A 21,597-nucleotide genomic window follows, 5' to 3' on the forward strand; every position below is an offset into this window, starting at 1 on the left:
CAAACGAGCCGTGATGATGCCTGAGCGCTTTATCGTCCCAGGCAACAGCGTCTTATTCGCCGGCAGGTTTACGTGGGCGACGACGACGCGGTGGTTTACCGTCCTGGGTACGCGCTCTCGGCGCTTCGCCATCCTGACGACGCGGCGCCTGCTGGCTACGGCCCTGGCTCTGACCGCCGCGTCCTTGCCCCTGACCGCGACCACCGCCGCCGCCACGCTGCTGACGACCGTTTTGAATCGGCTCCGCTTTAATCGACGGATCCGGCTCGTAACCGGCAATAGCAATACGCGGGATCTCTTTTTTCAGCAGGCGTTCGATATCACGCAGCAGCTTATGCTCGTCCACGCAGACCAGCGACAGCGCTTCGCCGGTCGCCGCCGCGCGGCCGGTACGGCCAATACGATGCACGTAATCTTCCGGCACGTTCGGCAACTCATAGTTAACCACGTGCGGCAGCTCTTCGATGTCGAGCCCGCGCGCGGCGATGTCGGTGGCGACCAGCACACGAATGCCGCCGGATTTAAAGTCAGCCAGCGCACGGGTACGCGCTCCCTGGCTCTTATTGCCGTGGATGGCGGCGCTACGGATACCGTCTTTATTCAGCTGCTCCGCCAGATGGTTGGCGCCGTGCTTGGTGCGGGTAAAGACCAGCACCTGCTGCCAGTTGCCTTCGCCAATCAGCTGCGAGAGCAGTTCACGCTTACGTTTCTTATCCACAAAGTGAACGTGCTGGGTGATCTGCTCAGAGGCGGTGTTGCGGCGCGCCACTTCGACTTCCAGCGGGTTATGCAGCAGTTTTTCCGCCAGCGCTTTGATTTCGTCGGAGAAGGTAGCGGAGAACAGCAGGTTTTGACGACGCGGCGGCAGTTTAGCCAGCACGCGGCGAATGTCGTGGATAAAGCCCATATCCAGCATGCGGTCGGCTTCATCCAGTACCAGCACTTCAACTTTATCCAGGCTGACCGCGTTCTGATGTTCAAGGTCCAGCAGACGGCCCGGGGTGGCGACGAGGATATCGACACCGCCGCGCAGTTTCATCATCTGCGGGTTGATGCTCACGCCGCCGAAGACCACCAGCGAGCGGATATTCAGATATTTGCTGTAGTCGCGGACGTTCTCGCCCACCTGCGCCGCCAGTTCGCGGGTCGGCGTCAGGATCAGGGCGCGCACCGGACGGCGCCCCTTCGCGTGCGGTTGCTCCTGGGTCAGGCGCTGCAGCAGCGGCAGCGTAAAACCGGCGGTTTTGCCGGTCCCGGTCTGGGCGCTGGCCATCAGATCGCGGCCCTGCAGTACTGCCGGGATCGCCTGCTGCTGGATAGGGGTCGGCTCAACGTAACCCTGCTCGGCGACGGCGCGCAGGATATCGGGATTCAGGCCAAGGGAATCAAAAGACATAACAACTCCGAACCGCCCCGGCCCGTTTAAGGGCGTAGTTTTCAGGGAGATTATTGCGATAGAGATGGCAAAAACCACAATGCCATGAAGGGGCGCAGTCTAGCAGATTTTGTGACGAACCGCATAAAATATCCCCGCAGGAATTACCAGCAAAATAATGCTCGCTTGCGCCGGGTCACTTTTAGTATTCACCATTGTGGACAGTTCAGCGAATCGCCCCTATTCTTAATCAATCGATTGATTAATTTTTTTAGGCGCGATGAATAATACTTCCGTGACCAGTAAAGGCGAACAAGCCAAAAACCAGCTTATCGCCGCCGCTATCGCGCAATTCGGCGAGTATGGCCTCCATGCGACGACCCGCGATATCGCCGCGCAGGCCGGGCAAAATATCGCCGCCATCACCTATTATTTCGGTTCGAAAGACGACCTGTATCTCGCCTGCGCGCAGTGGATCGCCGACTGTATCGGCGAGAATTTCCGCCCGCATGCCGAAGCGGCCGAAGCCCTGCTCGCCCAGACGAAGCCAGACAAACCGGCGCTGCGGGAATTGATTCTGCGCAGCTGTCGCGATATGAGTCTGCTGCTAACCCAGGACGATACGGTCAACCTCAGCAAATTTATCTCTCGCGAGCAGCTCTCGCCAACCGCGGCTTACCAGCTTATTCACCAGCAGGTTATCGCCCCGCTACATAGCTATTTGACCCGGCTTATCGCCGCCTGGACCGGGCGCGATGCCAACGATACGCAGATGATTCTGCACACCCACGCCCTGCTTGGCGAGGTACTGGCCTTCCGGCTCGGGCGGGAAACCATTTTACTGCGTACCGGCTGGGCGCAGTTCGATCAACAAAAGGCTGAACAAATTTTTCAGGTGATTACCTGTCATATCGATTTCATTCTGCAAGGGTTAGCGCAAAGGAGCCTGGGATCATGAAAAAACCCGTCGTCGTTCTACTGGTCGTCATCGTGCTCGCCGCGATCGGCGGCGGCTGGTGGTGGTATCAAAGCAGCCAAGCGAAAGATCTCACTCTCTATGGCAATGTCGATATTCGTACTGTGAATATGAGCTTCCGCGTCGGCGGACGGCTGGCAGCCCTGAACGTCGATGAAGGCGATGAAATTCGCCGCGGGCAAACTCTCGGCGAACTGGACCGCGCGCCGTATGAAAACGCGCTGCAGCAAGCGCAGGCCAACGTCTCTACCGCCCAGGCACAGTACGATTTGATGATGGCGGGTTATCGTGCCGAAGAGATTGCGCAGGCGGCGGCCGCGGTTAATCAAGCGCAGGCCGCCTGGGTCTACGCGCAGAATTTTTATCAACGGCAGCTCGGTCTGCGCGCCAGCAGCGCGATTTCCGCCAACGACCTCGAAAACGCCCGTTCTTCACGCGATCAGGCGCAGGCGACCTTAAAGTCAGCGCAGGATAAGCTGCGTCAATATCGCGCCGGTAACCGCCCGCAGGAAATTGCCCAGGCCAAAGCCAGCCTTGAACAGGCGCAGGCGGCCCTGGCGCAGGCCAAACTGGACCTGCATGATACCGTGCTGACCGCGCCTTCCGACGGCACCTTGATGACCCGCGCCGTCGAACCCGGCACCATGTTAAACGCCGGCGGCACGGTGCTGACGCTATCGTTAACCCATCCGGTTTGGGTACGCGCCTACGTTGACGAGAAAAATCTTGGCCAGGCGCAGCCGGGGCGCGAAGTACTGCTGTATACCGATAGCCAGCCGAACAAGCCCTATCATGGTAAAATCGGCTTTGTCTCCCCCAGCGCCGAATTCACGCCGAAGACCGTGGAAACACCGGATTTGCGCACCGATCTCGTCTACCGTCTACGCATCGTGGTGAACGACGCCGATGGCGCCCTGCGCCAGGGCATGCCAGTGACTGTCTCATTCAGCAACGGAAACGGGCATGAGTAAGGACGTCATTACCGTTAACGGCCTGACCCGCCGTTTTCCCGGCATGGATAGGCCGGCGGTCGCGCCGCTGAACTGTACGATTCACTCAGGCTACGTCACAGGGCTCGTCGGCCCCGATGGCGCTGGGAAAACCACCCTAATGCGAATGCTGGCCGGTTTACTTAAGCCCGATGAGGGCAGCGCCAGCGTAATCGGCTTCGATCCGCTCAAGGACGACAGCGCGCTGCACGCGGCGCTCGGCTATATGCCGCAGAAATTTGGCCTGTATGAAGATCTGACGGTGATGGAAAACCTGAATCTGTACGCCGATCTGCGCAGCGTCACCGGCGAGGCGCGGAAGAAAATATTCGAGCGCCTGCTGGAATTCACTTCTCTTGGCCCTTTCACCGGGCGATTAGCCGGCAAACTCTCCGGCGGCATGAAACAAAAGCTGGGGCTCGCCTGTACGCTGGTAGGCGATCCGAAAGTGCTGCTGTTAGATGAGCCCGGCGTCGGAGTCGATCCTATCTCGCGCCGCGAGCTGTGGCAGATGGTCCACGAACTGGCCGGCGACGGCATGCTTATTTTGTGGAGCACCTCTTATCTCGATGAAGCCGAGCAGTGCCGCGATGTGCTGCTGATGAACGAAGGTAAATTGCTTTACCAGGGCGAACCGAAGGCGCTGACGCAAACCATGGCCGGGCGCAGCTTTCTGGTCTCCAGCCCACAGGAAAACAACCGCCGCCTGCTGCAGCGAGCGCTGAAACTCCCGCAAATTAGCGATGGCGTGATTCAGGGCAAATCGGTGCGTTTGATTCTGAAAAAGGAAGCCCGCATTGATGAGGTTCAGCAACATAACGACATGCCGCCGCTACAGGTGGCCGAAACCGCGCCGCGTTTTGAAGACGCCTTTATCGACCTGTTAGGCGGCGCCGGAACCGCCGAGTCGCCGTTAGGAGAGATTATTCATCACGTTGACGGCAGCAAAGACGAAACGGTCATTGAAGCACGGTCGTTAACGAAAAAGTTTGGTGATTTCACCGCCACCGATCACGTGGATTTCCAGGTTAAGCGCGGTGAGATTTTCGGCCTGCTCGGCCCCAACGGCGCCGGCAAATCCACGACCTTCAAAATGATGTGCGGCCTGCTGGTGCCGACCGACGGAAAAGCGCTGGTGCTGGGCATGGATCTCAAGGTTAGCTCCGGTAAAGCGCGCCAGCATCTGGGCTATATGGCGCAAAAATTCTCGCTGTACGGCAACCTCAGCGTCGAGCAGAACCTGCGTTTTTTCTCCGGCGTTTACGGCCTACGCGGCCGGGCGCAAAATGAAAAAATCGCGCGGATGAGCGATGCCTTTGGCCTGAAAAGTATCGCCGGCCACGCCGCCGACGAGCTACCGCTCGGCTACAAGCAGCGGCTGGCGTTGGCCTGCTCGCTGATGCATGAACCCGACATTCTGTTTCTCGATGAACCCACCTCCGGCGTCGACCCGCTTACTCGCCGCGAATTCTGGCTGCATATCAACAGCATGGTCGATAAAGGGGTCACGGTGATGGTGACTACCCACTTTATGGATGAGGCGGAATACTGCGACCGCATCGGGCTGGTCTACCACGGTAAGCTTATCGCCAGCGGCACGCCGGACGCGCTGAAGGCGCAGGCAGCGAATGACAGTCAGGCGGATCCCACCATGGAACAGGCGTTTATTACCCTGATTAACCAATGGGACAAGGAAAACGGTCATGAGCAATAGCATTCTCTCCTGGCGACGGGTTCGCGCGCTGTGCGTCAAAGAGACCCGGCAGATTATCCGCGATCCCAGCAGTTGGCTGATTGCGGTGGTGATCCCCCTGCTCCTGCTGTTTATCTTCGGCTACGGCATTAACCTCGACTCCAGTAAACTGCGGGTCGGCCTATTGCTGGAACAGCAGAGCGAAGAGGCGCTGGACTTTGTCCATACCATGACCGGCTCGCCCTACATCGACGCCACCGTCAGCGATAATCGCCAGCAGTTGATTGAGCTGATGCAGGCCGGGCGCATTCGCGCGATGGTCGTCATTCCCGTCGATTTTGACCGTCAGATGGCCCGCGCCGGCGCCAATGCGCCGATTCAGTTGATTACCGACGGCAGCGAGCCTAACACCGCTAACTTCGCGCAGGGCTACGTCGAAGGTATCTGGCAGATCTGGCAACAGCAGCGGGCGGAAGACCGCGGTGAAACCTTTGAACCGCTTATTGATGTGCAGATGCGCTACTGGTTTAACCCGGCGGCCATCAGTCAGCACTTTATTATCCCCGGCGCAATTACCATCATCATGACCGTGGTCGGCGCGATATTGACCTCGCTGGTGGTAGCGCGCGAATGGGAACGCGGCACCATGGAAGCGCTGCTATCCACCGAAATCACCCGCGCCGAACTGCTGCTGTGCAAGATAATTCCCTACTATTTCCTCGGCATGCTGGCGATGTTGCTGTGTATGCTGGTATCGGTATTTATTCTCGGTGTGCCCTATCGCGGCTCGCTGCTAATTTTGTTTGTCATCACCAGTCTGTTTTTGCTCAGTACGCTGGGAATGGGGCTACTGATCTCGACCATTACCCGCAACCAATTTAACGCCGCGCAGGTCGCGTTGAACGCCGCTTTTTTACCGTCGATTATGTTGTCGGGGTTTATTTTCCAGATAGACAGTATGCCGGCGGTGATCCGCGCGGTGACCTACGTGATCCCGGCGCGTTATTTCGTTAACACCCTGCAAAGCCTGTTTCTGGCGGGCAATATTCCCGTGGTGCTGCTGGTGAACGTGCTGTTTTTGATTGCTTCGGCGGTGATGTTTATCGGCCTGACGTGGCTTAAAACCAAACGGCGTCTGGATTAACCCTGCGCTCGAATTTTGCCCGGTGGCGCTACGCTTAACGGGCCTACGATAGGTTTCGGTCGCCCGGGTCCGACATGAGGAAGGTTCTATGTTTCATCGTTTATGGACATTAATCCGCAAAGAGCTGCAGTCGCTACTGCGCGAACCGCAAACGCGGATGATTTTAATCATGCCGGTGCTGATTCAGGTACTGCTGTTTCCCTTTGCTGCCACGCTTGAGGTGACCAACGCTACCATCGCTATCTATAACGAAGATAGCGGCCGCCATGCGGTGGAGCTCACCCAGCGCTTTGCCCGCGCCAAAGCCTTTACCCACGTTCTGCTGCTGAAAAGCCCGCAGGCGATCCAGCCGACCATCGATGAACAAAAAGCCCTGCTCGTGGTGCGCTTCCCGGCAGATTTCTCGCGTAATCTCGACAACTACCAAACCGCCCCGCTACAGCTACTGCTCGACGGGCGTAACTCCAACAGCGCGCAAATCGCCGCTAACTATCTACAGCAGATTGTTAAAAACTATCAGCAGGATCTGCTGCAGGACAAAGCGAAACCGAACAACAGCGAACTGGTGGTGCGCAACTGGTACAACCCGAATCTCGACTATAAATGGTTCGTGGTGCCGTCGCTTATCGCCATGATCACCACCATCGGGGTGATGATCGTCACCTCGCTGTCGGTGGCACGCGAGCGCGAACAGGGTACCCTCGATCAGCTGCTGGTTTCACCGCTCGCCACCTGGCAAATCTTCGTTGGCAAAGCGGTACCGGCGCTGATTGTCGCCACGATGCAGGCGACTATCGTGCTGGCGATCGGCATCTGGGCCTATCAGATCCCATTTGCCGGCTCGCTGCTGCTGTTCTATTTCACCATGCTGATTTACGGTCTATCGCTGGTGGGCTTTGGCTTATTGATTTCTTCGCTGTGTTCAACCCAGCAGCAGGCATTTATCGGCGTGTTCGTCTTTATGATGCCGGCGATTCTGCTTTCCGGCTACGTTTCACCGGTAGAAAACATGCCGCAGTGGCTGCAGGACATCACCTGGATCAACCCTATCCGGCACTTTACCGATATCACCAAACAAATTTATCTGAAGGATGCGAGTCTGAAGATTGTGTGGGGAAGTTTGTGGCCGCTATTAGTCATAGCGGCCACTACCGGCTCAGCGGCGTATGCGATGTTCCGAAGAAAGATTGCGTAGTTTTTTATCTTTCGCCAGCAGCGATACCACCGCCGGGCCTGCCAGTATGACCAGCCCGGCGAGGGCCAGCAGCAGGTTGTTGTGCAACACGCGCGACAACAACCAGAGCACTATCATGGCGGCGCCGAAGTACCAGGTTGTGGTGAGCTCCTCAAGGAAGTCCCCCACGTCGCGCCAGCGCGCCTCATGGTGACGCTGCAAATACAGCATCGCCAGCAGCGTGACGCCGTACAGTACGCACAGCCCTAATCCGACGCGCACCAGCGCGCCGCTCATCCAACCCATCACCAGTACTGCCACGACCAGTAGATGCAACATAATCTGCCAGCAACTAAGACCCGTTGCGACGCGTACACGTTGTTGCCACTTCATGGCTTCTCTCCTGAAGGATTTTTCTCTGCTACTCAGAGTACCGCACTTTACGGAAAATTCCGTATCACCGCATCTTTTTGTGACGTCTACTACACTATTTTATTCAGGAAAGTGACATTAACTGGAGAATTATGGCTGAGCCAACGTCGCGAATTTCGGTGAACGTGCTGACAATTAACACTCATAAAGGCTTTACGGCGTTTAATCGGCGTTTTATTTTGCCCGAACTGCGCGAGGCCGTTCGCAGCGTCAGCGCCGACATAGTTTGCCTACAGGAAGTGATGGGCGCGCACGAAGTGCACCCTTTGCATATCGAAAACTGGCCTGATACCACCCATTACGAGTTTCTTGCCGACACCATGTGGAGCGATTACGCATACGGGCGCAACGCGGTCTACCCCGAGGGTCATCACGGCAATGCCGTGCTGTCGCGCTTTCCCATTGAATACTATGAAAATCGCGATATTTCGGTCGGCAATGGCGAAAAACGAGGCCTGCTTTACTGTCGCATCGTACCTCCGCACAGCGGCGTGACGATCCACGTCATCTGCGTGCATCTCGGTCTTCGCACGCACCAGCGGCAGGCGCAGCTAACGATGCTGGCGGAATGGGTCAATACGCTACCGGCAGACGATCCGGTGGTGGTAGCTGGCGACTTCAACGACTGGCGCCAGCAGGCTAATCAGCCATTAAAAGCGCAGGCAGGGCTTGAGGAGATTTTTACCCGCGCCCGCGGGCGGCCGCTACGCACCTTTCCGGTCGCTTTCCCGCTGCTGCGACTCGATCGTATTTACGTTAAGAATGCTCATGCCAGCCATCCGAAAGCGCTGGCGCTTAAACACTGGCGGCATCTGTCCGATCATGCGCCCCTGAGCGTGGAGATACATCTGTGAAATGTCGCTGGCAGGAAGGCAATCGTATTACCCTACTGGAGAATGGCGACCAGTATTATCCGGCGTTATTCGCCGCCATTGGCCGCGCGCAGCGCAAGGTGATCCTTGAATCCTTTATCTGGTTTGAAGATGAGGTGGGCTGGCGCCTGCATGCGGTGCTGCTGAAAGCCGCCCGCCGGGGGATTCAGGTGGAAGTACTGCTCGACGGCTACGGCTCGCCTGATCTCAGCGATGAGTTCGTCGGCGAACTCACCGCCGCTGGCGTGGTCTTCCGCTACTACGATCCGCGCCCGCGGCTAATGGGTATGCGTACCAATTTATTCCGCCGCATGCATCGAAAAATCGTGGTGATTGACGACACAACGGCGTTTGTCGGCGGCATCAACTACTCTGCCGAGCACATGAGCGATTACGGTCCGGAGGCGAAACAGGATTATGCCGTGCAGGTTGAGGGGCCGGTGGTGCTCGATATTCTCCAATTCGAGCTGGAGAACCTGCCCACCAGCGAGGCAGCACGCCGCTGGTGGCGTCGCCGTCGCCATCAGCCGGAAATTAACCAAACCCCTGGCGAAGCGCAGGCGCTGTTTATCTGGCGCGATAATCACGAACATCGTGACGATATTGAACGGCACTATCTGAAGATGCTGACCAGCGCCCGCCGCGAGGTCATCATCGCCAACGCCTATTTCTTTCCCGGCTACCGTCTGCTGCACGCCATGCGCAATGCCGCCCGGCGCGGCGTACGGGTCAAGCTGATTGTCCAGGGCGAGCCGGATATTCCGATTGTTAAGTTTGGCGCCCATCTGCTGTACCACTACCTGATTAAAGGCGGCGTTCAGGTGTATGAATACCGCCGACGTCCGCTGCATGGCAAGGTAGCGCTGGCGGACGACCACTGGGCCACCGTCGGTTCCAGTAACCTCGACCCGCTGAGTCTGTCGCTGAATCTGGAGGCCAATCTGATTATCCACGACCGCGAGTTCAACCAGACCCTGCGCGATAACCTCAACGGCCTTATCGCCAGGGACTGCCAGCAAATAGATAACTCCATGCTGCCAAAACGCAACTGGTGGCGGCTCGGCGTCAGCGTGCTGGCCTTCCACTTTTTGCGCCATTTCCCCGCCTGGGTCGGTTGGCTGCCGGCGCACACCCCGCAATTGGCCAGGGTCAGCCCGCCGGTGCAGCCGGAAATTGAAACCCAGGATCGGGTAGAAACGCAAACCAGAGACAATCCGCTATGAGCAAATCGCATCCCCGCTGGCGGATGGCGAAAAGAGTGCTGACCGTGCTCTTTTTTATCGCCGTCATCGTATTGCTGGTGATTTACGCGCAAAAGGTCGACTGGCAGGATGTATGGAGGGTTATCCGCGGCTACGATCGTCTGGCGCTATTTAGCGCCGTTGGGTTGGTTATCGTCAGCTACCTGATTTATGGCTGCTACGATCTGCTCGGGCGCGCCTGGTGCGGCCATAAGCTGGCAAAAAAACAGGTGATGCTGGTATCGTTTATCTGCTACGCCTTTAACCTGACGCTGAGCACCTGGGTTGGCGGGATCGGAATGCGCTATCGGCTATACTCGCGGCTAGGGCTGAACGGCAGCACCATTACCCGTATTTTCTCGCTTAGCATTACCACCAACTGGCTGGGCTATATTCTGCTGGGCGGCGTCATATTCACCGCGAATCTGGTGACGCTGCCGCCGCACTGGTACATCAGTCAAACTACGTTACGAATTATTGGCGGCGTTCTGCTGCTTTTTACCCTGCTCTATCTTTTCGCTTGCGCCTTCGCTAAACGCCGCCACATGACGATTAAGGGGCAGCGGCTGGTGCTGCCCTCTTTTCGTTTCGCTCTACTACAGATAGGGATTTCCGCGGCGAACTGGATGGTGATGGGGGCGATTATCTGGCTGCTCCTGGGCAGCGAGATTAACTATTTTCTGGTGCTGGGCGTGTTGCTGGTGAGCAGTATCGCCGGCGTGATCGTTCATATTCCCGCCGGAATTGGCGTGCTGGAGGCGGTGTTTATCGCCATGCTCTCCGGCGAGTCGATTTCGAAGGGGGCGATAATTGCCGCTCTGCTGGCGTGGCGCGCGCTGTACTATTTTCTGCCGCTGCTGCTGGCGACCATCGCCTATCTGGTGCTGGAGAGTCGGGCGAAAAAGCTGCGGCAGAAAAACGAGCGCAAGCTGGCCCGCGGATGAAACGGCCCGGTTGCGCTTACCGGGCGACATTTTGCGGATTGCCTGGATTGGTAGCCCGGATAAGGCGCATCGCGCCGCTATCCGGGATAAGATTAACGGCGGTTGCCGAAGATACGCAGCAGCATCAGGAACAGGTTGATAAAGTCCAGATACAGCGTTAAAGCGCCGAGAATCGAGTATTTACGCAGCGTGGCGCTATCGCGGGTATCAATCTGCTCGCCGATGTTTTTCAGCTTCTGGGTGTCGTAGGCGGTCAGGCCGACGAACACCAGCACCCCAATGTAGGTTACCGCCCACATCAGCGCTTCGCTCTTCAGCCACAGGTTAACCAACGACGCCAGCACGATACCAATCAGCCCCATAAACAGCATGCTGCCGAAGCCGCTCAGATCGCGCTTGGTGGTGTAACCATACAGGCTCATCGCCCCGAACATCCCGCCGGTGACCACAAAAGTGCTGGCGATAGACGAATAGGTATAAACGATAAAAATGCTCGCTAACGTTAGCCCGGTCAGCGCCGAATAAAGCATAAATAGCGTCGTTGCCATACCCGCGCTTAAGCGCTGCACCATCCCCGAGAGCACAAACACCAGCGCCAGTTGGGCGATGATCAGCCCGAAGAAAGTGATTTTGCTTGAAAAGACGAACATCATGACCGCCGGGGTATTCGCCGCAAACCACGCGATAAACGCGGTTAACAACAACCCGACCGTCATCCAGCCGTAAACCTGCGCCATATAGGTCTGCAGGCCGCTGCGGCTCTGAACAATGGAATCGGAACGAGGGAATCTGTCCATGACTATCTCCTGATTAACAAGTTTCTCTCAATAAGCGTATCACACTACCAGCGCTCTGCCGCCTGGTGATCGCTATCGCGGGCATCGACCCAGCGTTCGCCTTCCGGCGTCGCCTCGCGTTTCCAGAACGGCGCGCGGGTTTTCAGGTAATCCATAATGAACTCGCCGGCGGCGAAGGCGCTGCCGCGGTGGGCGCTGGTCACGCCAACAAAAACAATCTCTTCGCCCGGCCACATTTCGCCAATGCGATGGATAACCGTCACCCGGCCAAGCGGCCAACGCTCCCGCGCCTGTTCGACGATTTCCGCCAGCGATTTCTCGGTCATGCCAGGATAGTGCTCCAGGGTCAGCGCTTTCACGCTGTCGCCGAGATTGTGATTACGCACTTTGCCGGTGAAGGTGACCACCGCGCCGTCTTCATCGCGCTCGGCCAGCCACGGATACTCATCGCCGACGCAAAAGCGCGCCGGGCTAACCACGATACGAGTTTGCGTCATCTTAGCCCCCGGTGACCGGCGGGAAAAACGCCACTTCGTCGCCGCTCGCGACCGGATGGTCAAACGAGGTCAGCGTCTGATTGACTGCCGCCAGCAATTTTCCTTCTTCCAGCGCCAGCGCCCAGCGGTCTCCGCGCGCGGCAAGCTGCTGACGCACGGCTTCAACGGTCGGCAGTTCGCTGGCGTCGAGTGTCAGGGTATCGGTGCCAACCAGTTCGCGCACCTGGGCAAAAAACAGGACGTTAATCATGGGCTTCCTCCACCTTAAAATCGCCGGACTTGCCGCCGCTTTTCGCCAGCAGACGTACCGGACCAATCACCATATCTTTTTGTACCGCTTTACACATATCGTAGATAGTCAGCGCGGCAACCGAGGCCGCGGTCAGCGCTTCCATTTCTACGCCAGTTTTACCGGTCAGGCGGCAGAGTGACTCAATGCGCACGCGGTTATGCTCAGGCTGCGCCTGCAGGTTCACTTCTACTTTGCTGAGCATCAGCGGATGACACAGCGGGATCAGCTCCCAGGTACGTTTCGCGGCCTGAATCCCGGCGATACGCGCGGTGGCGAATACATCGCCTTTATGGTGGCTGCCGTCGATAATCATCGCAAGCGTTGCGGCCTGCATTTCGACGTAAGCCTCAGCGCGCGCCTCACGCACCGTTTCCGCTTTGCCGGAGACGTCAACCATGTGGGCTTCGCCCGCGGCGTTAATGTGGGTCAGTTGTGACATAAACTATTTCTTTAAATGAGGAATGAAGTTGCACGGGCGAGTGCGCGCATCCAGCTGTGGCGCGATAATATTTTCCCACGCGGTGGCGCAGGCCTTGGTCGAGCCCGGCATCGCGAAAATCAGCGTGCGGTTGGCAACGCCGGCAACGGCGCGGGACTGCAGCGTCGAGGTGCCTATCTCTTCAAAGGAGAGCATACGGAACACTTCGCCAAAACCTTCGACCTCGCGGTCAAACAGCGGCAGCAGCGCTTCCGGCGCCTGATCGCCATCGGTAAAACCGGTACCACCGGTGATCAACACCACCTGCACCTCATCGCTGGCAATCCACGCCGAAACCTGGGCGCGAATCGCGTAGCGGTTCTCTTTCACAATCGCCTTATCGACGAGGGTATGTCCCGCTTCGTGCAGCGCATCGCGCAGCCAGTGGCCGGAGGTATCGTCCTCTTCGCCGCGGCGGTTGGAAACGGTAAGAATAGCAATACGGGTCGGGATAAACTCAGCGCTAGCCTGGCTCATCTGAATGCTCCTTTCGAAAACGATTATCCGCCAATATACGACAGGTTCTGCGTAATACCGGTGTTGCCCTGATGCAGGAAATGGGTCTGCTTTTTATGGGTTAAGGCTTCGGCTATCCGCGCTTCCAGCGCGGCCTGCTGCTCGTCCTCGGCCATCAGGTCGCGCAGATCTACGCCGCCTTCGCCGAACAGACACAGGTGCAGTTTGCCAACGGATGAGACGCGAAGACGGTTACAGGTGGCGCAGAAGTCTTTTTCATACGGCATGATCAAGCCGATTTCGCCGGCGTAATCCGGATGGCAAAAGACCTGTGCCGGGCCATCGCTTCGCTGACGGATCTGATGGATCCAGCCGCGACGCAGCAGTTCATCGCGCAGCACCATGCCGGAGATATGGTGGCGGCGGAACAGATCGCTGCCTTCGCCGGTTTCCATTAACTCAATAAAACGCAGTTGAATATGACGTGGTTTGATCCACGCGAGGAAGGTATCGAGCTGGTGATGGTTGACATCACGCATCAGCACGGTGTTGACCTTTACCTTTTCAAAGCCGGCGGCAAACGCAGCGTCAATGCCGTCCATCACCTGTTGGAATTTATCCTGACCGGTAATGGCATGGAACTGGCGAGCGTCGAGGCTATCAACGCTGACGTTAATCGCCGTCAGCCCGGCATCGCGCCAGCGTTCGACATCGCGCGCCAGACGATAACCGTTGGTGGTCACCGCAATCTGACGAATCGCGCTGTTTTCACGCACGGCGGCAATAATCTCGGTAAAGTCGCGACGTAAAGAGGGTTCGCCGCCGGTGAGGCGGACTTTTTCCGTGCCCAGGGCGGAAAATGCGCGCGTGACGCGTCGCACTTCGTCTACGCTAAGAAAGCCCTTGTTGGTCACGGTGCCGGGCTTGTAGCCGTCCGGCAGGCAGTAGGTGCAACGAAAGTTACACACGTCGGTAATCGACAGGCGCAAGTAATAAAACTTACGCGCAAATGCATCAGTAAGCTGTGAGGCCATATACACCTTTCCAAGTACGGGAGGCGTGGTCATTTCTTTCCACGCCCTGGCGACAGCGCGGCTGCCGCGGCCAGAGCACCATATCTTGCGACACAGGTACTAAGGCTAGAGTGTTAGTGGTTATGCCGATAGTAGCGCTTTCACGATGGTTTCGCCATTTTCATTTTCGCTATATAATCATCTATATATCGCTAATATCTTGCATTTTCAGTACAGAATAGCCAAAAATCACACTTTAACATTGATATCGGTCAGTTTGAGGGAAACCGGCCATTATCTTTTAGGGGTAGATCGGATACGCTAAACCCGAACATTGAATAGAAGGAATTCGTATGCGCAATCGCACTTTCGCCGATCTGGACCGCGTTGTCGCTCTTGGCGGGGGCCACGGTCTGGGGCGGGTGATGTCGTCGCTCTCGTCGCTCGGCTCACGCCTGACCGGCATCGTGACCACCACCGATAACGGCGGATCAACGGGGCGAATTCGCCGCTCGGAAGGTGGGATCGCCTGGGGTGATATGCGCAACTGCATTAATCAATTAATCGCCGAACCCAGCGTCGCTTCCGCGATGTTTGAATATCGTTTTGGCGGTAATGGCGAGCTTTCCGGACATAACCTCGGAAATTTGATGTTAAAGGCGCTGGATCACCTGAGTGTACGGCCTTTAGAGGCCATCAATTTGATCAGAAATCTGCTTAAAGTAGATGCTTTCCTGATTCCGATGTCGGAACAACCGGTCGATCTGGTGGCGCTCGATCATGAAGGCCATGAAGTGTATGGCGAAGTGAATATCGATCAGTTGGATCACGTCCCGCAGGAACTGATGCTCAGCCCACCGGTGCCGGCGACTCGCGAAGCGGTTGAGGCCATCGCCGAGGCCGATCTGATCCTGATTGGGCCAGGGAGCTTCTACACCAGCCTGCTGCCGATTTTACTGCTCGACGAAATGGCCCAGGCGCTGCGGCGGACCCCGGCGCCCATGGTGTTTATCGATAACCTGGGTAAGGAACATAGCCCAGCCGCCAATCTGACGCTGGCGGACAGAATGACTATTCTGGAACATTACGTCGGCAAAAAAGTGATTGATGCCGCCATCGTCGGGCCGAAAGCCGATGTTAAGGGTATGGAAGAACGACTGGTGATTCAGACCGCGCTGGACGCCAGCGATGTCACCTATCGTCATGACCGCGTGCTGCTGCGCCAGGCGCTGGAACACGCTATTCAGGCATTAGGTTAATCCTCAACCGGCCCCCTTTTAAACAAGATGACGCCTCAGATTAAAATCTTAAGGTTGTCTTAAAATAACGCTGTCAACATAACGAGCATCTCCTACTACGGGTATTCGTTATGTCGTTTATTTCTTTACGTCGGCCGGTACTCGGCCGCACGGCTTATTTGATTCTCTTTGCTTGCTATATCGGTATCTTTCTTAACCTGGCCTTTTATCGCCAGGTTTTCCCGCTACTGCCGGTAAACAATCTCCATAACTGGCTGGTTTTCCTCAGCATGCCGATCGTGGCAATTTGCGTGATGAACATCATCACCACCCTCGCCTCGTTCTTAAAACTCGACCGGGTGGTCATCAGCCTGTTTATTCTGCTGAGCGCCTCGGCGCAGTACTTTATCTGGACCTTCGGCGTGGTGATTGACCGTTCGATGATCGCTAATATCTTCGATACGACGCCTGCGGAAAGTTTTGCCCTGCTGTCGACGAAAATGGTCATCGTGCTGGGTCTCTCCGGGATATTGATGGTTCTGGTCGCCTGGTGGATTAAAATTCGCAAACCGGCCTCTTTCTGGCGCGGCGCGGCGATGCGCCTGCTCAATATCGCCGTTTCAGCGCTGCTCATTGTGCTGGTGGCGGCGCTGTTCTACAAAGATTACGCGTCGGTATTCCGTAACAATAAAGAGCTGGTGAAATCGTTAAGTCCCTCCAACAGTATTGTGGCGCTGAACTCATGGTATGCGCATAACCGGATGGACAACCTGCCGCTGGTGAAGATCGGCGAAGATGCCAAACAGAAAGCGGTGATGCATAACGGCGCGCGTAAAAATCTGACCATCGTGGTGCTTGGAGAAACCTCACGCGCCGAGAATTTCTCGCTGGGCGGCTACGATCGCGAGACTAACCCGCGCCTGAAGCAGGACGATGTGGTGTACTTCCCGAAAACCACCTCCTGCGGCACCGCAACCGCGATTTCCGTCCCCTGCATGTTCTCCAATATGCCGCGCGCGCATTACGATGAAGAACTGGCGCACCATCAGGAAGGCGTTCTGGATATTCTGCAACGCGCCGGTGTGCAGGTGCTGTGGAACGACAACGATGGCGGCTGTAAAGGCGCCTGCGACCGCGTGCCGCACCAAAACGTCACCAACCTGAACCTCAGCGGCCAGTGCATTGATGGCGAGTGCTACGATGACGTGCTGTTCCATAATCTGGATAGCTATATCGATAATTTACAGCAGGATGGCATTATCGTTCTGCACACCATTGGTAGCCATGGCCCAACCTACTACAACCGCTATCCGGCTGAATTCAAAAAATTCACTCCGACATGCGATACCAATGAAATCCAAAGTTGTACGCAACAACAGTTGACCAATACCTACGACAACACCATTTTGTATGTCGACTATGTAGTTGATAAAGCGATAAAATTGCTGCAATCAAAACAGGATAAATTTACCACCAGTCTGGTGTATTTGTCTGACCACGGCGAATCGCTGGGTGAAGACGGCGTGTATTTACATGGTCTGCCGTACTCCATAGCGCCGGACACGCAAAAACACGTGCCGATGCTGCTGTGGCTGTCACCGGATTATCAGCAACGCTATGGCGTATCCAGCCAGTGTTTGCAACAACAGGCTAAGACGAACGATTATTCTCAAGATAATCTGTTCTCTACCCTGCTTGGCCTGCTCGGGGTAGACACCCGCGAGTATCAGGCAAAAGACGACCTTTTAACGCCATGTAGAGAGACCGGCAGATGAAAATCTTAGTCATTGAAGACGATGCGCTCCTGTTACAAGGGTTAATCCTGGCCATGCAAAGCGAAGGCTACGTCTGCGATGGCGTCGCCACCGCGCACGAAGCCGCGCTGTCGTTAGCCAGCAACCATTACAGTCTGGTGGTGCTCGACCTGGGCCTGCCGGATGAAGACGGTCTGCATTTCCTGGCGCGTATGCGCCGGGAGAAATTCACCCAGCCGGTGCTCATCCTCACCGCTCGCGATACCGTGGGCGACCGCATCAGCGGGCTGGATACCGGCGCTGACGATTACCTGGTGAAACCTTTCGCGCTTGAAGAGCTCAACGCCCGTATTCGCGCGCTGCTGCGTCGCCATAATAATCAGGGCGATAATGAGCTGACCGTCGGCAACCTGCGCCTTAATGTTACCCGCCGTCAGGTGTGGCTGGCCGGCGAATCGCTGGAGCTGACGCCAAAAGAGTATGCCCTGCTCTCGCGCCTGATGATGAAGGCCGGCAGCCCGGTGCATCGCGAAATTCTCTACAATGATATCTACAGCTGGGATAACGAACCGGCCACCAATACCCTCGAAGTGCATATCCATAATCTGCGCGACAAGATTGGTAAAGCGCGGATCCGCACCGTCCGCGGCTTTGGTTACATGCTGGTGAATAATACGGAGTCAGAATAACGCTATGGCACTGTTTGCGACCGAAACCTGGACCATGCGCCACCGCCTGCTGCTGACCATCGGCGCGATTCTGGTGGTCTGCCAGCTGATCAGCGTATTTTGGCTATGGCATGAAAGCAAAGAGCAAATCCAGCTGCTGGTTGCCAGCGCCATTGAGGGTCATAACAACCAAAGGCACGTCGAGCATGAGGTACGCGAGGCGGTCGCCAGCCTGCTGGTGCCAAGCCTGCTGATCATCGGTCTGGCGCTGTATATCAGCCTGGTGGCGGTGAAGAAAATCACCCGTCCGCTATCAAATCTGCAGAGCGAGCTGGAAAGCCGGACGCCGGATAATCTGCAACCCATTATTCTGCAGGAGTCGGTGCCGGAAGTAACCGCAGTAACCATGGCGATTAACCAACTGGTGTCGCGGCTGACCCTGACGCTCGATCGCGAGCGTCTGTTTACCGCCGACGTCGCCCACGAACTTCGTACCCCTCTTGCCGGGCTGCGCCTGCATCTGGAACTGCTGGCGAAGGTTCACGGCGTCAGCGTTGATCCGTTAATTCAACGCCTCGATCAGATGACCAACAGCATTTCGCAGCTGCTACAACTGGCGCGCGTCGGGCAGTCGTTTTCCGCCGGGAGTTACCAGCAGGTGCATTTGCGCGAAGATGTGGTGGAGCCTCTGCAGGATGAGCTGAAAACAATGCTCGAAGCGCGCCAGCAGACGCTGGAGATAGAAAGCGGCGCCGGCGAGGATCTCATTTCCGGGGATGCGACGCTGGCGCGGGTGATTTTACGCAATCTGGTGGAGAATGCGCACCGCTATAGCCCCGTGGGGTCGAAGATTAAGATTTCGGTAAAACCGGGAAATACGCCGATTCTGGCAGTTGAAGATGAAGGGCCGGGCATTGATGAGGCCAAGAGCGGCGAACTGAGTAAAGCGTTTGTCCGTATGGATAGCCGCTATGGTGGAATAGGCCTCGGTTTAAGCATTGTCACCCGCATCGCTCAACTGCACGATGCGCAATTCTTTTTACATAACCGTCAACCCGGACCGGGCGTCCGCGCCTGGGTGCTGTTCCCACGCAGTTCGCGTCAGAAGGTTAATACCCATTGATGTAAGAAGGCGACCACAATCACAAAGGCGGTCGCAATGGCCAGATATTCACGGTTGGTCAGTTTTTGCATGGCGCTATCCTCATTAAACTGAGGATAGTTTGGCTGAAGAAAATTAAGCCAACATTAAGATCCTAAGAAAATAGCGTGACGGCAATTGCAAATTACGCATTGCCGTCATTTTTTAACCGTTCCCCGTATCGCCCTCACGATGCCGCAATAAACAGTTCGCGTAGCTGATGCAATTGATCGCGAATCTGTGCCGCTTCCTCAAACTCAAGGTTCTGCGCGTGCTGCATCATTTGCCCTTCCAGCTCGTGTATTTTCTGCTGCAGCGCTTTCGGCGTCAGTTCGACGCTATCGGCTTCCACCGGAGAGCGGGCTTTGCCGCGGCCTTTGGTTTTGGTCTTCGCGATGTTCTGACCCAGCGCCAGAATATCGACCACTTTCTTATTCAGCCCCTGCGGCACAATACCGTGCTCTTCGTTATAACGCTGCTGCTTCTCGCGGCGGCGTTCGGTTTCACCGATCGCCTTCGCCATCGATGGCGTAATTTTATCACCGTAAAGGATCGCCTTGCCGTTCACGTTACGCGCCGCGCGGCCGATGGTCTGGATAAGCGATCGCTCGGAACGCAGGAAACCCTCTTTATCGGCATCAAGTATCGCCACCAGCGATACTTCCGGCATATCCAGCCCTTCACGCAGCAGGTTGATACCCACCAGCACGTCGAACTCGCCAAGACGCAAATCGCGAATAATTTCCATGCGCTCGACGGTATCGATATCTGAGTGCAGATAGCGCACCCGCTCGCCATGCTCTTCCAGATATTCGGTTAAATCTTCCGCCATGCGTTTGGTCAGCGTCGTCACCAGTACGCGCTCATTAATCGCCGCACGGGTACGGATTTCAGATAACAGATCGTCGACCTGCGTCGCCACCGGCCGCACCTCGATAACCGGATCCAACAGCCCGGTTGGGCGGACGACCTGATCTACCACCTCATCGCCGGATTTTTCCAGCTCATAGGCGCCCGGCGTCGCCGAAACGTAGATAGTCTGCGGCGCCAGCGCTTCAAACTCTTCGAACTTCATCGGCCGGTTATCCAGCGCAGACGGCAGGCGAAAGCCATATTCCACCAGCGTCTCTTTACGCGCCCGGTCGCCGCGGTACATACCGCCGATTTGCGGGATAGTCACGTGCGATTCATCGATAACCAGCAGACCATCCGCCGGCAGGTAGTCGAACAGCGTCGGCGGCGGCTCGCCCGGCCCGCGCCCTGAGAGAAAGCGCGAGTAGTTCTCAATTCCCGAGCAGTATCCCAGCTCGTTCATCATTTCGAGGTCGAACTGAGTGCGCTGGCTCAGCCGCTGCTCTTCAAGCAGTTTGTTGTTCGCCAGCAGTACCTTGCGGCGGTCAGCCAGCTCGTCTTTGATCTCTTCCATCGCCTGAACGATACGCTCACGCGGCGTAACGTAGTGGGTCTTCGGATAGATGGTATAGCGTGGAATGGACGATTCGACGTGGCCGGTCAGCGGATCAAACAGCGATAGCCGTTCGACCTCTTCGTCAAACAGTTCAATACGCAGCGCGATATCATCGGATTCCGCCGGGAAGACATCGATAACCTCGCCGCGCACGCGGAAAGTGCCGCGCTGGAAGGCCTGATCGTTGCGGGTGTATTGCAGTTCCGCCAGCCGACGCAGGATCGCCCGCTGGTCGATCAGCATGCCGGTGGTCAGATGCAGCATCATCTTCAGATACAGATCCGGATCGCCAAGACCGTAGATGGCGGAAACCGAAGCCACCACCACCACGTCGCGCCGTTCAAGCAGCGCTTTGGTGGCCGACAGACGCATCTGCTCAATGTGTTCGTTCACCGAGGCGTCTTTTTCGATAAAGGTATCCGAGCTCGGAACGTAGGCTTCAGGCTGGTAATAATCGTAGTAGGAGACAAAATACTCCACCGCATTCTCGGGAAAGAACTCTTTCATCTCGCCATACAGCTGCGCCGCCAGGGTTTTGTTCGGCGCCAGCACCATCGTCGGGCGCTGTAAATCAGCGATAACGTTGGCGATGGTGAAGGTTTTCCCCGAACCGGTTACCCCAAGCAGGGTCTGATGCGCAAGGCCATCTTCCAGCCCCTCTTCCAGGCGGCGGATGGCTTCGGGCTGATCGCCGGAAGGACGGAATGCGGAGTGCAGCTTGAACGGTTTGCTCATATTTCAGGACCTGAAGATGGGATTGGCCAGCAGGTGTTTAATTCTACCCTTCAGTTTGACTTTTGCCAATAAATAACACTGGATATAAAAACAGTACCGCATTATTGTATGGCGGTAAACGGACGCGTTGCACTCTGAGGGCGGGCGTAAAATGCGCGCTTTGCGGAATAATCCACCAGCCTGTGTGGTTATCCCCAGAAACATTTATCATTTAACATTT

21 protein-coding genes and 1 riboswitch are annotated in these 21,597 nt (G+C 56.5%); of the genes, 12 read left to right on the forward strand and 9 right to left on the reverse strand.

Annotation, left to right across the window (positions count from 1 at the left end):
- Positions 1–52: 52 nt before the first annotated feature.
- Positions 53–1,396, reverse strand: a complete 1,344-nt coding sequence (gene rhlE, locus PGR10_RS15175) for an ATP-dependent RNA helicase RhlE (RefSeq protein WP_430923723.1) — start codon at positions 1,394–1,396, stop codon at positions 53–55.
- A 259-nt stretch (positions 1,397–1,655) separates the two neighbouring features.
- Here rhlE and cecR point away from each other — a divergent pair, with 259 nt between their 5' ends.
- The 5 genes from cecR to PGR10_RS15200 all read left to right on the forward strand — a co-directional run bounded on the left by cecR (position 1,656) and on the right by PGR10_RS15200 (position 7,372).
- Positions 1,656–2,333 carry a transcriptional regulator CecR gene (cecR, locus tag PGR10_RS15180; RefSeq protein ID WP_213317771.1) on the forward strand — a complete coding sequence of 226 codons (678 nt, stop codon included), beginning with the start codon at positions 1,656–1,658 and terminating at the stop codon, positions 2,331–2,333.
- Complete coding sequence (gene hlyD / locus PGR10_RS15185) at positions 2,330–3,322, forward strand: secretion protein HlyD (protein ID WP_430923724.1); 993 nt, start codon at positions 2,330–2,332, stop codon at positions 3,320–3,322. The genes cecR and hlyD overlap by 4 nt, the downstream gene beginning before the upstream one ends.
- A complete protein-coding gene (locus PGR10_RS15190) occupies positions 3,315–5,054 on the forward strand; it encodes an ATP-binding cassette domain-containing protein (RefSeq protein ID WP_430923725.1) in 1,740 nt (579 codons plus the stop codon). Before hlyD ends, PGR10_RS15190 begins: the two co-directional genes overlap by 8 nt.
- Positions 5,044–6,177 carry an ABC transporter permease gene (locus PGR10_RS15195; RefSeq protein ID WP_430923726.1) on the forward strand — a complete coding sequence of 378 codons (1,134 nt, stop codon included), beginning with the start codon at positions 5,044–5,046 and terminating at the stop codon, positions 6,175–6,177. The genes PGR10_RS15190 and PGR10_RS15195 overlap by 11 nt, the downstream gene beginning before the upstream one ends.
- An 88-nt stretch (positions 6,178–6,265) precedes the next feature.
- Positions 6,266–7,372 (forward strand): ABC transporter permease, encoded by a 1,107-nt coding sequence (locus PGR10_RS15200; protein WP_045395047.1) that lies wholly within the window; start codon positions 6,266–6,268, stop codon positions 7,370–7,372.
- Here the strand turns inward: PGR10_RS15200 and PGR10_RS15205 are convergent.
- Positions 7,334–7,744 carry a YbhQ family protein gene (locus PGR10_RS15205; RefSeq protein ID WP_087860031.1) on the reverse strand — a complete coding sequence of 137 codons (411 nt, stop codon included), beginning with the start codon at positions 7,742–7,744 and terminating at the stop codon, positions 7,334–7,336. The genes PGR10_RS15200 and PGR10_RS15205 overlap by 39 nt on opposite strands.
- Positions 7,745–7,875: 131 nt before the next feature.
- Here PGR10_RS15205 and PGR10_RS15210 point away from each other — a divergent pair, with 131 nt between their 5' ends.
- Genes PGR10_RS15210 through PGR10_RS15220 form a run of 3 tightly spaced genes read left to right on the forward strand, consistent with a single transcriptional unit; the run spans position 7,876 to position 10,840 of the window.
- Positions 7,876–8,637: an endonuclease/exonuclease/phosphatase family protein gene (locus tag PGR10_RS15210; RefSeq protein ID WP_087860032.1), complete on the forward strand. Its 762-nt coding sequence runs from the start codon at positions 7,876–7,878 to the stop codon at positions 8,635–8,637.
- Positions 8,634–9,878: a cardiolipin synthase ClsB gene (gene clsB, locus PGR10_RS15215; protein WP_430923727.1), complete on the forward strand. Its 1,245-nt coding sequence runs from the start codon at positions 8,634–8,636 to the stop codon at positions 9,876–9,878. Before PGR10_RS15210 ends, clsB begins: the two co-directional genes overlap by 4 nt.
- Positions 9,875–10,840 carry a lysylphosphatidylglycerol synthase domain-containing protein gene (locus PGR10_RS15220; RefSeq protein ID WP_430923728.1) on the forward strand — a complete coding sequence of 322 codons (966 nt, stop codon included), beginning with the start codon at positions 9,875–9,877 and terminating at the stop codon, positions 10,838–10,840. Before clsB ends, PGR10_RS15220 begins: the two co-directional genes overlap by 4 nt.
- 92 nt (positions 10,841–10,932) lie before the next feature.
- Here PGR10_RS15220 and PGR10_RS15225 read toward each other — a convergent pair whose 3' ends face one another.
- From PGR10_RS15225 to moaA, 6 genes are all read right to left on the reverse strand, one after another.
- The gene (locus PGR10_RS15225; RefSeq protein WP_015367602.1) at positions 10,933–11,637 is read right to left on the reverse strand and encodes a Bax inhibitor-1/YccA family protein; all 705 of its coding nucleotides are present in this window, start codon (positions 11,635–11,637) and stop codon (positions 10,933–10,935) included.
- A 44-nt stretch (positions 11,638–11,681) separates the two neighbouring features.
- Entirely contained in the window at positions 11,682–12,134 is a 453-nt protein-coding gene (gene moaE, locus PGR10_RS15230) for a molybdopterin synthase catalytic subunit MoaE (protein ID WP_032707649.1), read from the reverse strand.
- 1 nt (position 12,135) lies between these two features.
- Positions 12,136–12,384, reverse strand: coding sequence for a molybdopterin synthase sulfur carrier subunit (gene moaD, locus PGR10_RS15235; RefSeq protein WP_015367604.1), 249 nt, complete (start codon positions 12,382–12,384; stop codon positions 12,136–12,138).
- Positions 12,377–12,865, reverse strand: coding sequence for a cyclic pyranopterin monophosphate synthase MoaC (gene moaC, locus PGR10_RS15240; RefSeq protein ID WP_015367605.1), 489 nt, complete (start codon positions 12,863–12,865; stop codon positions 12,377–12,379). Before moaC ends, moaD begins: the two co-directional genes overlap by 8 nt.
- A 3-nt stretch (positions 12,866–12,868) precedes the next feature.
- Complete coding sequence (moaB, locus tag PGR10_RS15245) at positions 12,869–13,381, reverse strand: molybdenum cofactor biosynthesis protein B (RefSeq protein WP_015367606.1); 513 nt, start codon at positions 13,379–13,381, stop codon at positions 12,869–12,871.
- A gap of 23 nt (positions 13,382–13,404) precedes the next feature.
- The gene (gene moaA / locus PGR10_RS15250) at positions 13,405–14,394 is read right to left on the reverse strand and encodes a GTP 3',8-cyclase MoaA (protein WP_430923729.1); all 990 of its coding nucleotides are present in this window, start codon (positions 14,392–14,394) and stop codon (positions 13,405–13,407) included.
- Positions 14,382–14,519, reverse strand: a riboswitch (molybdenum cofactor riboswitch). It overlaps the preceding gene by 13 nt.
- Before the next feature lie 207 nt (positions 14,520–14,726).
- Between moaA and yvcK the strand changes: the two genes are divergently transcribed.
- The 4 genes from yvcK (at position 14,727) to pmrB (ending at position 19,156) form a co-directional block, all read left to right on the forward strand.
- On the forward strand, positions 14,727–15,632 hold the full coding sequence (gene yvcK / locus PGR10_RS15255) for a uridine diphosphate-N-acetylglucosamine-binding protein YvcK (RefSeq protein ID WP_087860037.1): 906 nt from the start codon (positions 14,727–14,729) through the stop codon (positions 15,630–15,632).
- A 110-nt stretch (positions 15,633–15,742) separates the two neighbouring features.
- The gene (eptA, locus tag PGR10_RS15260) at positions 15,743–17,386 is read left to right on the forward strand and encodes a phosphoethanolamine transferase EptA (RefSeq protein WP_087860038.1); all 1,644 of its coding nucleotides are present in this window, start codon (positions 15,743–15,745) and stop codon (positions 17,384–17,386) included.
- A complete protein-coding gene (gene pmrA, locus PGR10_RS15265; RefSeq protein WP_032705592.1) occupies positions 17,383–18,054 on the forward strand; it encodes a two-component system response regulator PmrA in 672 nt (223 codons plus the stop codon). Before eptA ends, pmrA begins: the two co-directional genes overlap by 4 nt.
- A 4-nt stretch (positions 18,055–18,058) precedes the next feature.
- Entirely contained in the window at positions 18,059–19,156 is a 1,098-nt protein-coding gene (pmrB, locus tag PGR10_RS15270; protein ID WP_308958750.1) for a two-component system sensor histidine kinase PmrB, read from the forward strand.
- A gap of 205 nt (positions 19,157–19,361) precedes the next feature.
- Here the strand turns inward: pmrB and uvrB are convergent, their stop codons facing one another.
- Positions 19,362–21,377: an excinuclease ABC subunit UvrB gene (gene uvrB, locus PGR10_RS15275; RefSeq protein ID WP_087860040.1), complete on the reverse strand. Its 2,016-nt coding sequence runs from the start codon at positions 21,375–21,377 to the stop codon at positions 19,362–19,364.
- Positions 21,378–21,597: the final 220 nt, after the last annotated feature.

The sequence above is a fragment of the Klebsiella sp. 141198 genome (assembly GCF_050600785.1).
In the GTDB taxonomy this organism is placed as follows: domain Bacteria; phylum Pseudomonadota; class Gammaproteobacteria; order Enterobacterales; family Enterobacteriaceae; genus Klebsiella; species Klebsiella aerogenes.

What these genes read in the sequence shown, in the direction of transcription:
- yvcK (WP_087860037.1), top strand. Translation starts at nt 14,727, where the DNA reads ATGCGCAATCGCACTTTCGCCGATCTGGACCGCGTTGTCGCTCTTGGC.
- PGR10_RS15210 (WP_087860032.1), top strand. Translation starts at nt 7,876, where the DNA reads ATGGCTGAGCCAACGTCGCGAATTTCGGTGAACGTGCTGACAATTAAC.
- PGR10_RS15200 (WP_045395047.1), top strand. Translation starts at nt 6,266, where the DNA reads ATGTTTCATCGTTTATGGACATTAATCCGCAAAGAGCTGCAGTCGCTA.
- PGR10_RS15195 (WP_430923726.1), top strand. Translation starts at nt 5,044, where the DNA reads ATGAGCAATAGCATTCTCTCCTGGCGACGGGTTCGCGCGCTGTGCGTC.
- PGR10_RS15220 (WP_430923728.1), top strand. Translation starts at nt 9,875, where the DNA reads ATGAGCAAATCGCATCCCCGCTGGCGGATGGCGAAAAGAGTGCTGACC.
- pmrA (WP_032705592.1), top strand. Translation starts at nt 17,383, where the DNA reads ATGAAAATCTTAGTCATTGAAGACGATGCGCTCCTGTTACAAGGGTTA.
- moaD (WP_015367604.1), bottom strand. Translation starts at nt 12,384, where the DNA reads ATGATTAACGTCCTGTTTTTTGCCCAGGTGCGCGAACTGGTTGGCACC.
- hlyD (WP_430923724.1), top strand. Translation starts at nt 2,330, where the DNA reads ATGAAAAAACCCGTCGTCGTTCTACTGGTCGTCATCGTGCTCGCCGCG.
- eptA (WP_087860038.1), top strand. Translation starts at nt 15,743, where the DNA reads ATGTCGTTTATTTCTTTACGTCGGCCGGTACTCGGCCGCACGGCTTAT.
- cecR (WP_213317771.1), top strand. Translation starts at nt 1,656, where the DNA reads ATGAATAATACTTCCGTGACCAGTAAAGGCGAACAAGCCAAAAACCAG.
- moaA (WP_430923729.1), bottom strand. Translation starts at nt 14,394, where the DNA reads ATGGCCTCACAGCTTACTGATGCATTTGCGCGTAAGTTTTATTACTTG.
- moaB (WP_015367606.1), bottom strand. Translation starts at nt 13,381, where the DNA reads ATGAGCCAGGCTAGCGCTGAGTTTATCCCGACCCGTATTGCTATTCTT.
- PGR10_RS15225 (WP_015367602.1), bottom strand. Translation starts at nt 11,637, where the DNA reads ATGGACAGATTCCCTCGTTCCGATTCCATTGTTCAGAGCCGCAGCGGC.
- PGR10_RS15190 (WP_430923725.1), top strand. Translation starts at nt 3,315, where the DNA reads ATGAGTAAGGACGTCATTACCGTTAACGGCCTGACCCGCCGTTTTCCC.
- moaE (WP_032707649.1), bottom strand. Translation starts at nt 12,134, where the DNA reads ATGACGCAAACTCGTATCGTGGTTAGCCCGGCGCGCTTTTGCGTCGGC.
- PGR10_RS15205 (WP_087860031.1), bottom strand. Translation starts at nt 7,744, where the DNA reads ATGAAGTGGCAACAACGTGTACGCGTCGCAACGGGTCTTAGTTGCTGG.
- uvrB (WP_087860040.1), bottom strand. Translation starts at nt 21,377, where the DNA reads ATGAGCAAACCGTTCAAGCTGCACTCCGCATTCCGTCCTTCCGGCGAT.
- moaC (WP_015367605.1), bottom strand. Translation starts at nt 12,865, where the DNA reads ATGTCACAACTGACCCACATTAACGCCGCGGGCGAAGCCCACATGGTT.
- pmrB (WP_308958750.1), top strand. Translation starts at nt 18,059, where the DNA reads ATGGCACTGTTTGCGACCGAAACCTGGACCATGCGCCACCGCCTGCTG.
- rhlE (WP_430923723.1), bottom strand. Translation starts at nt 1,396, where the DNA reads ATGTCTTTTGATTCCCTTGGCCTGAATCCCGATATCCTGCGCGCCGTC.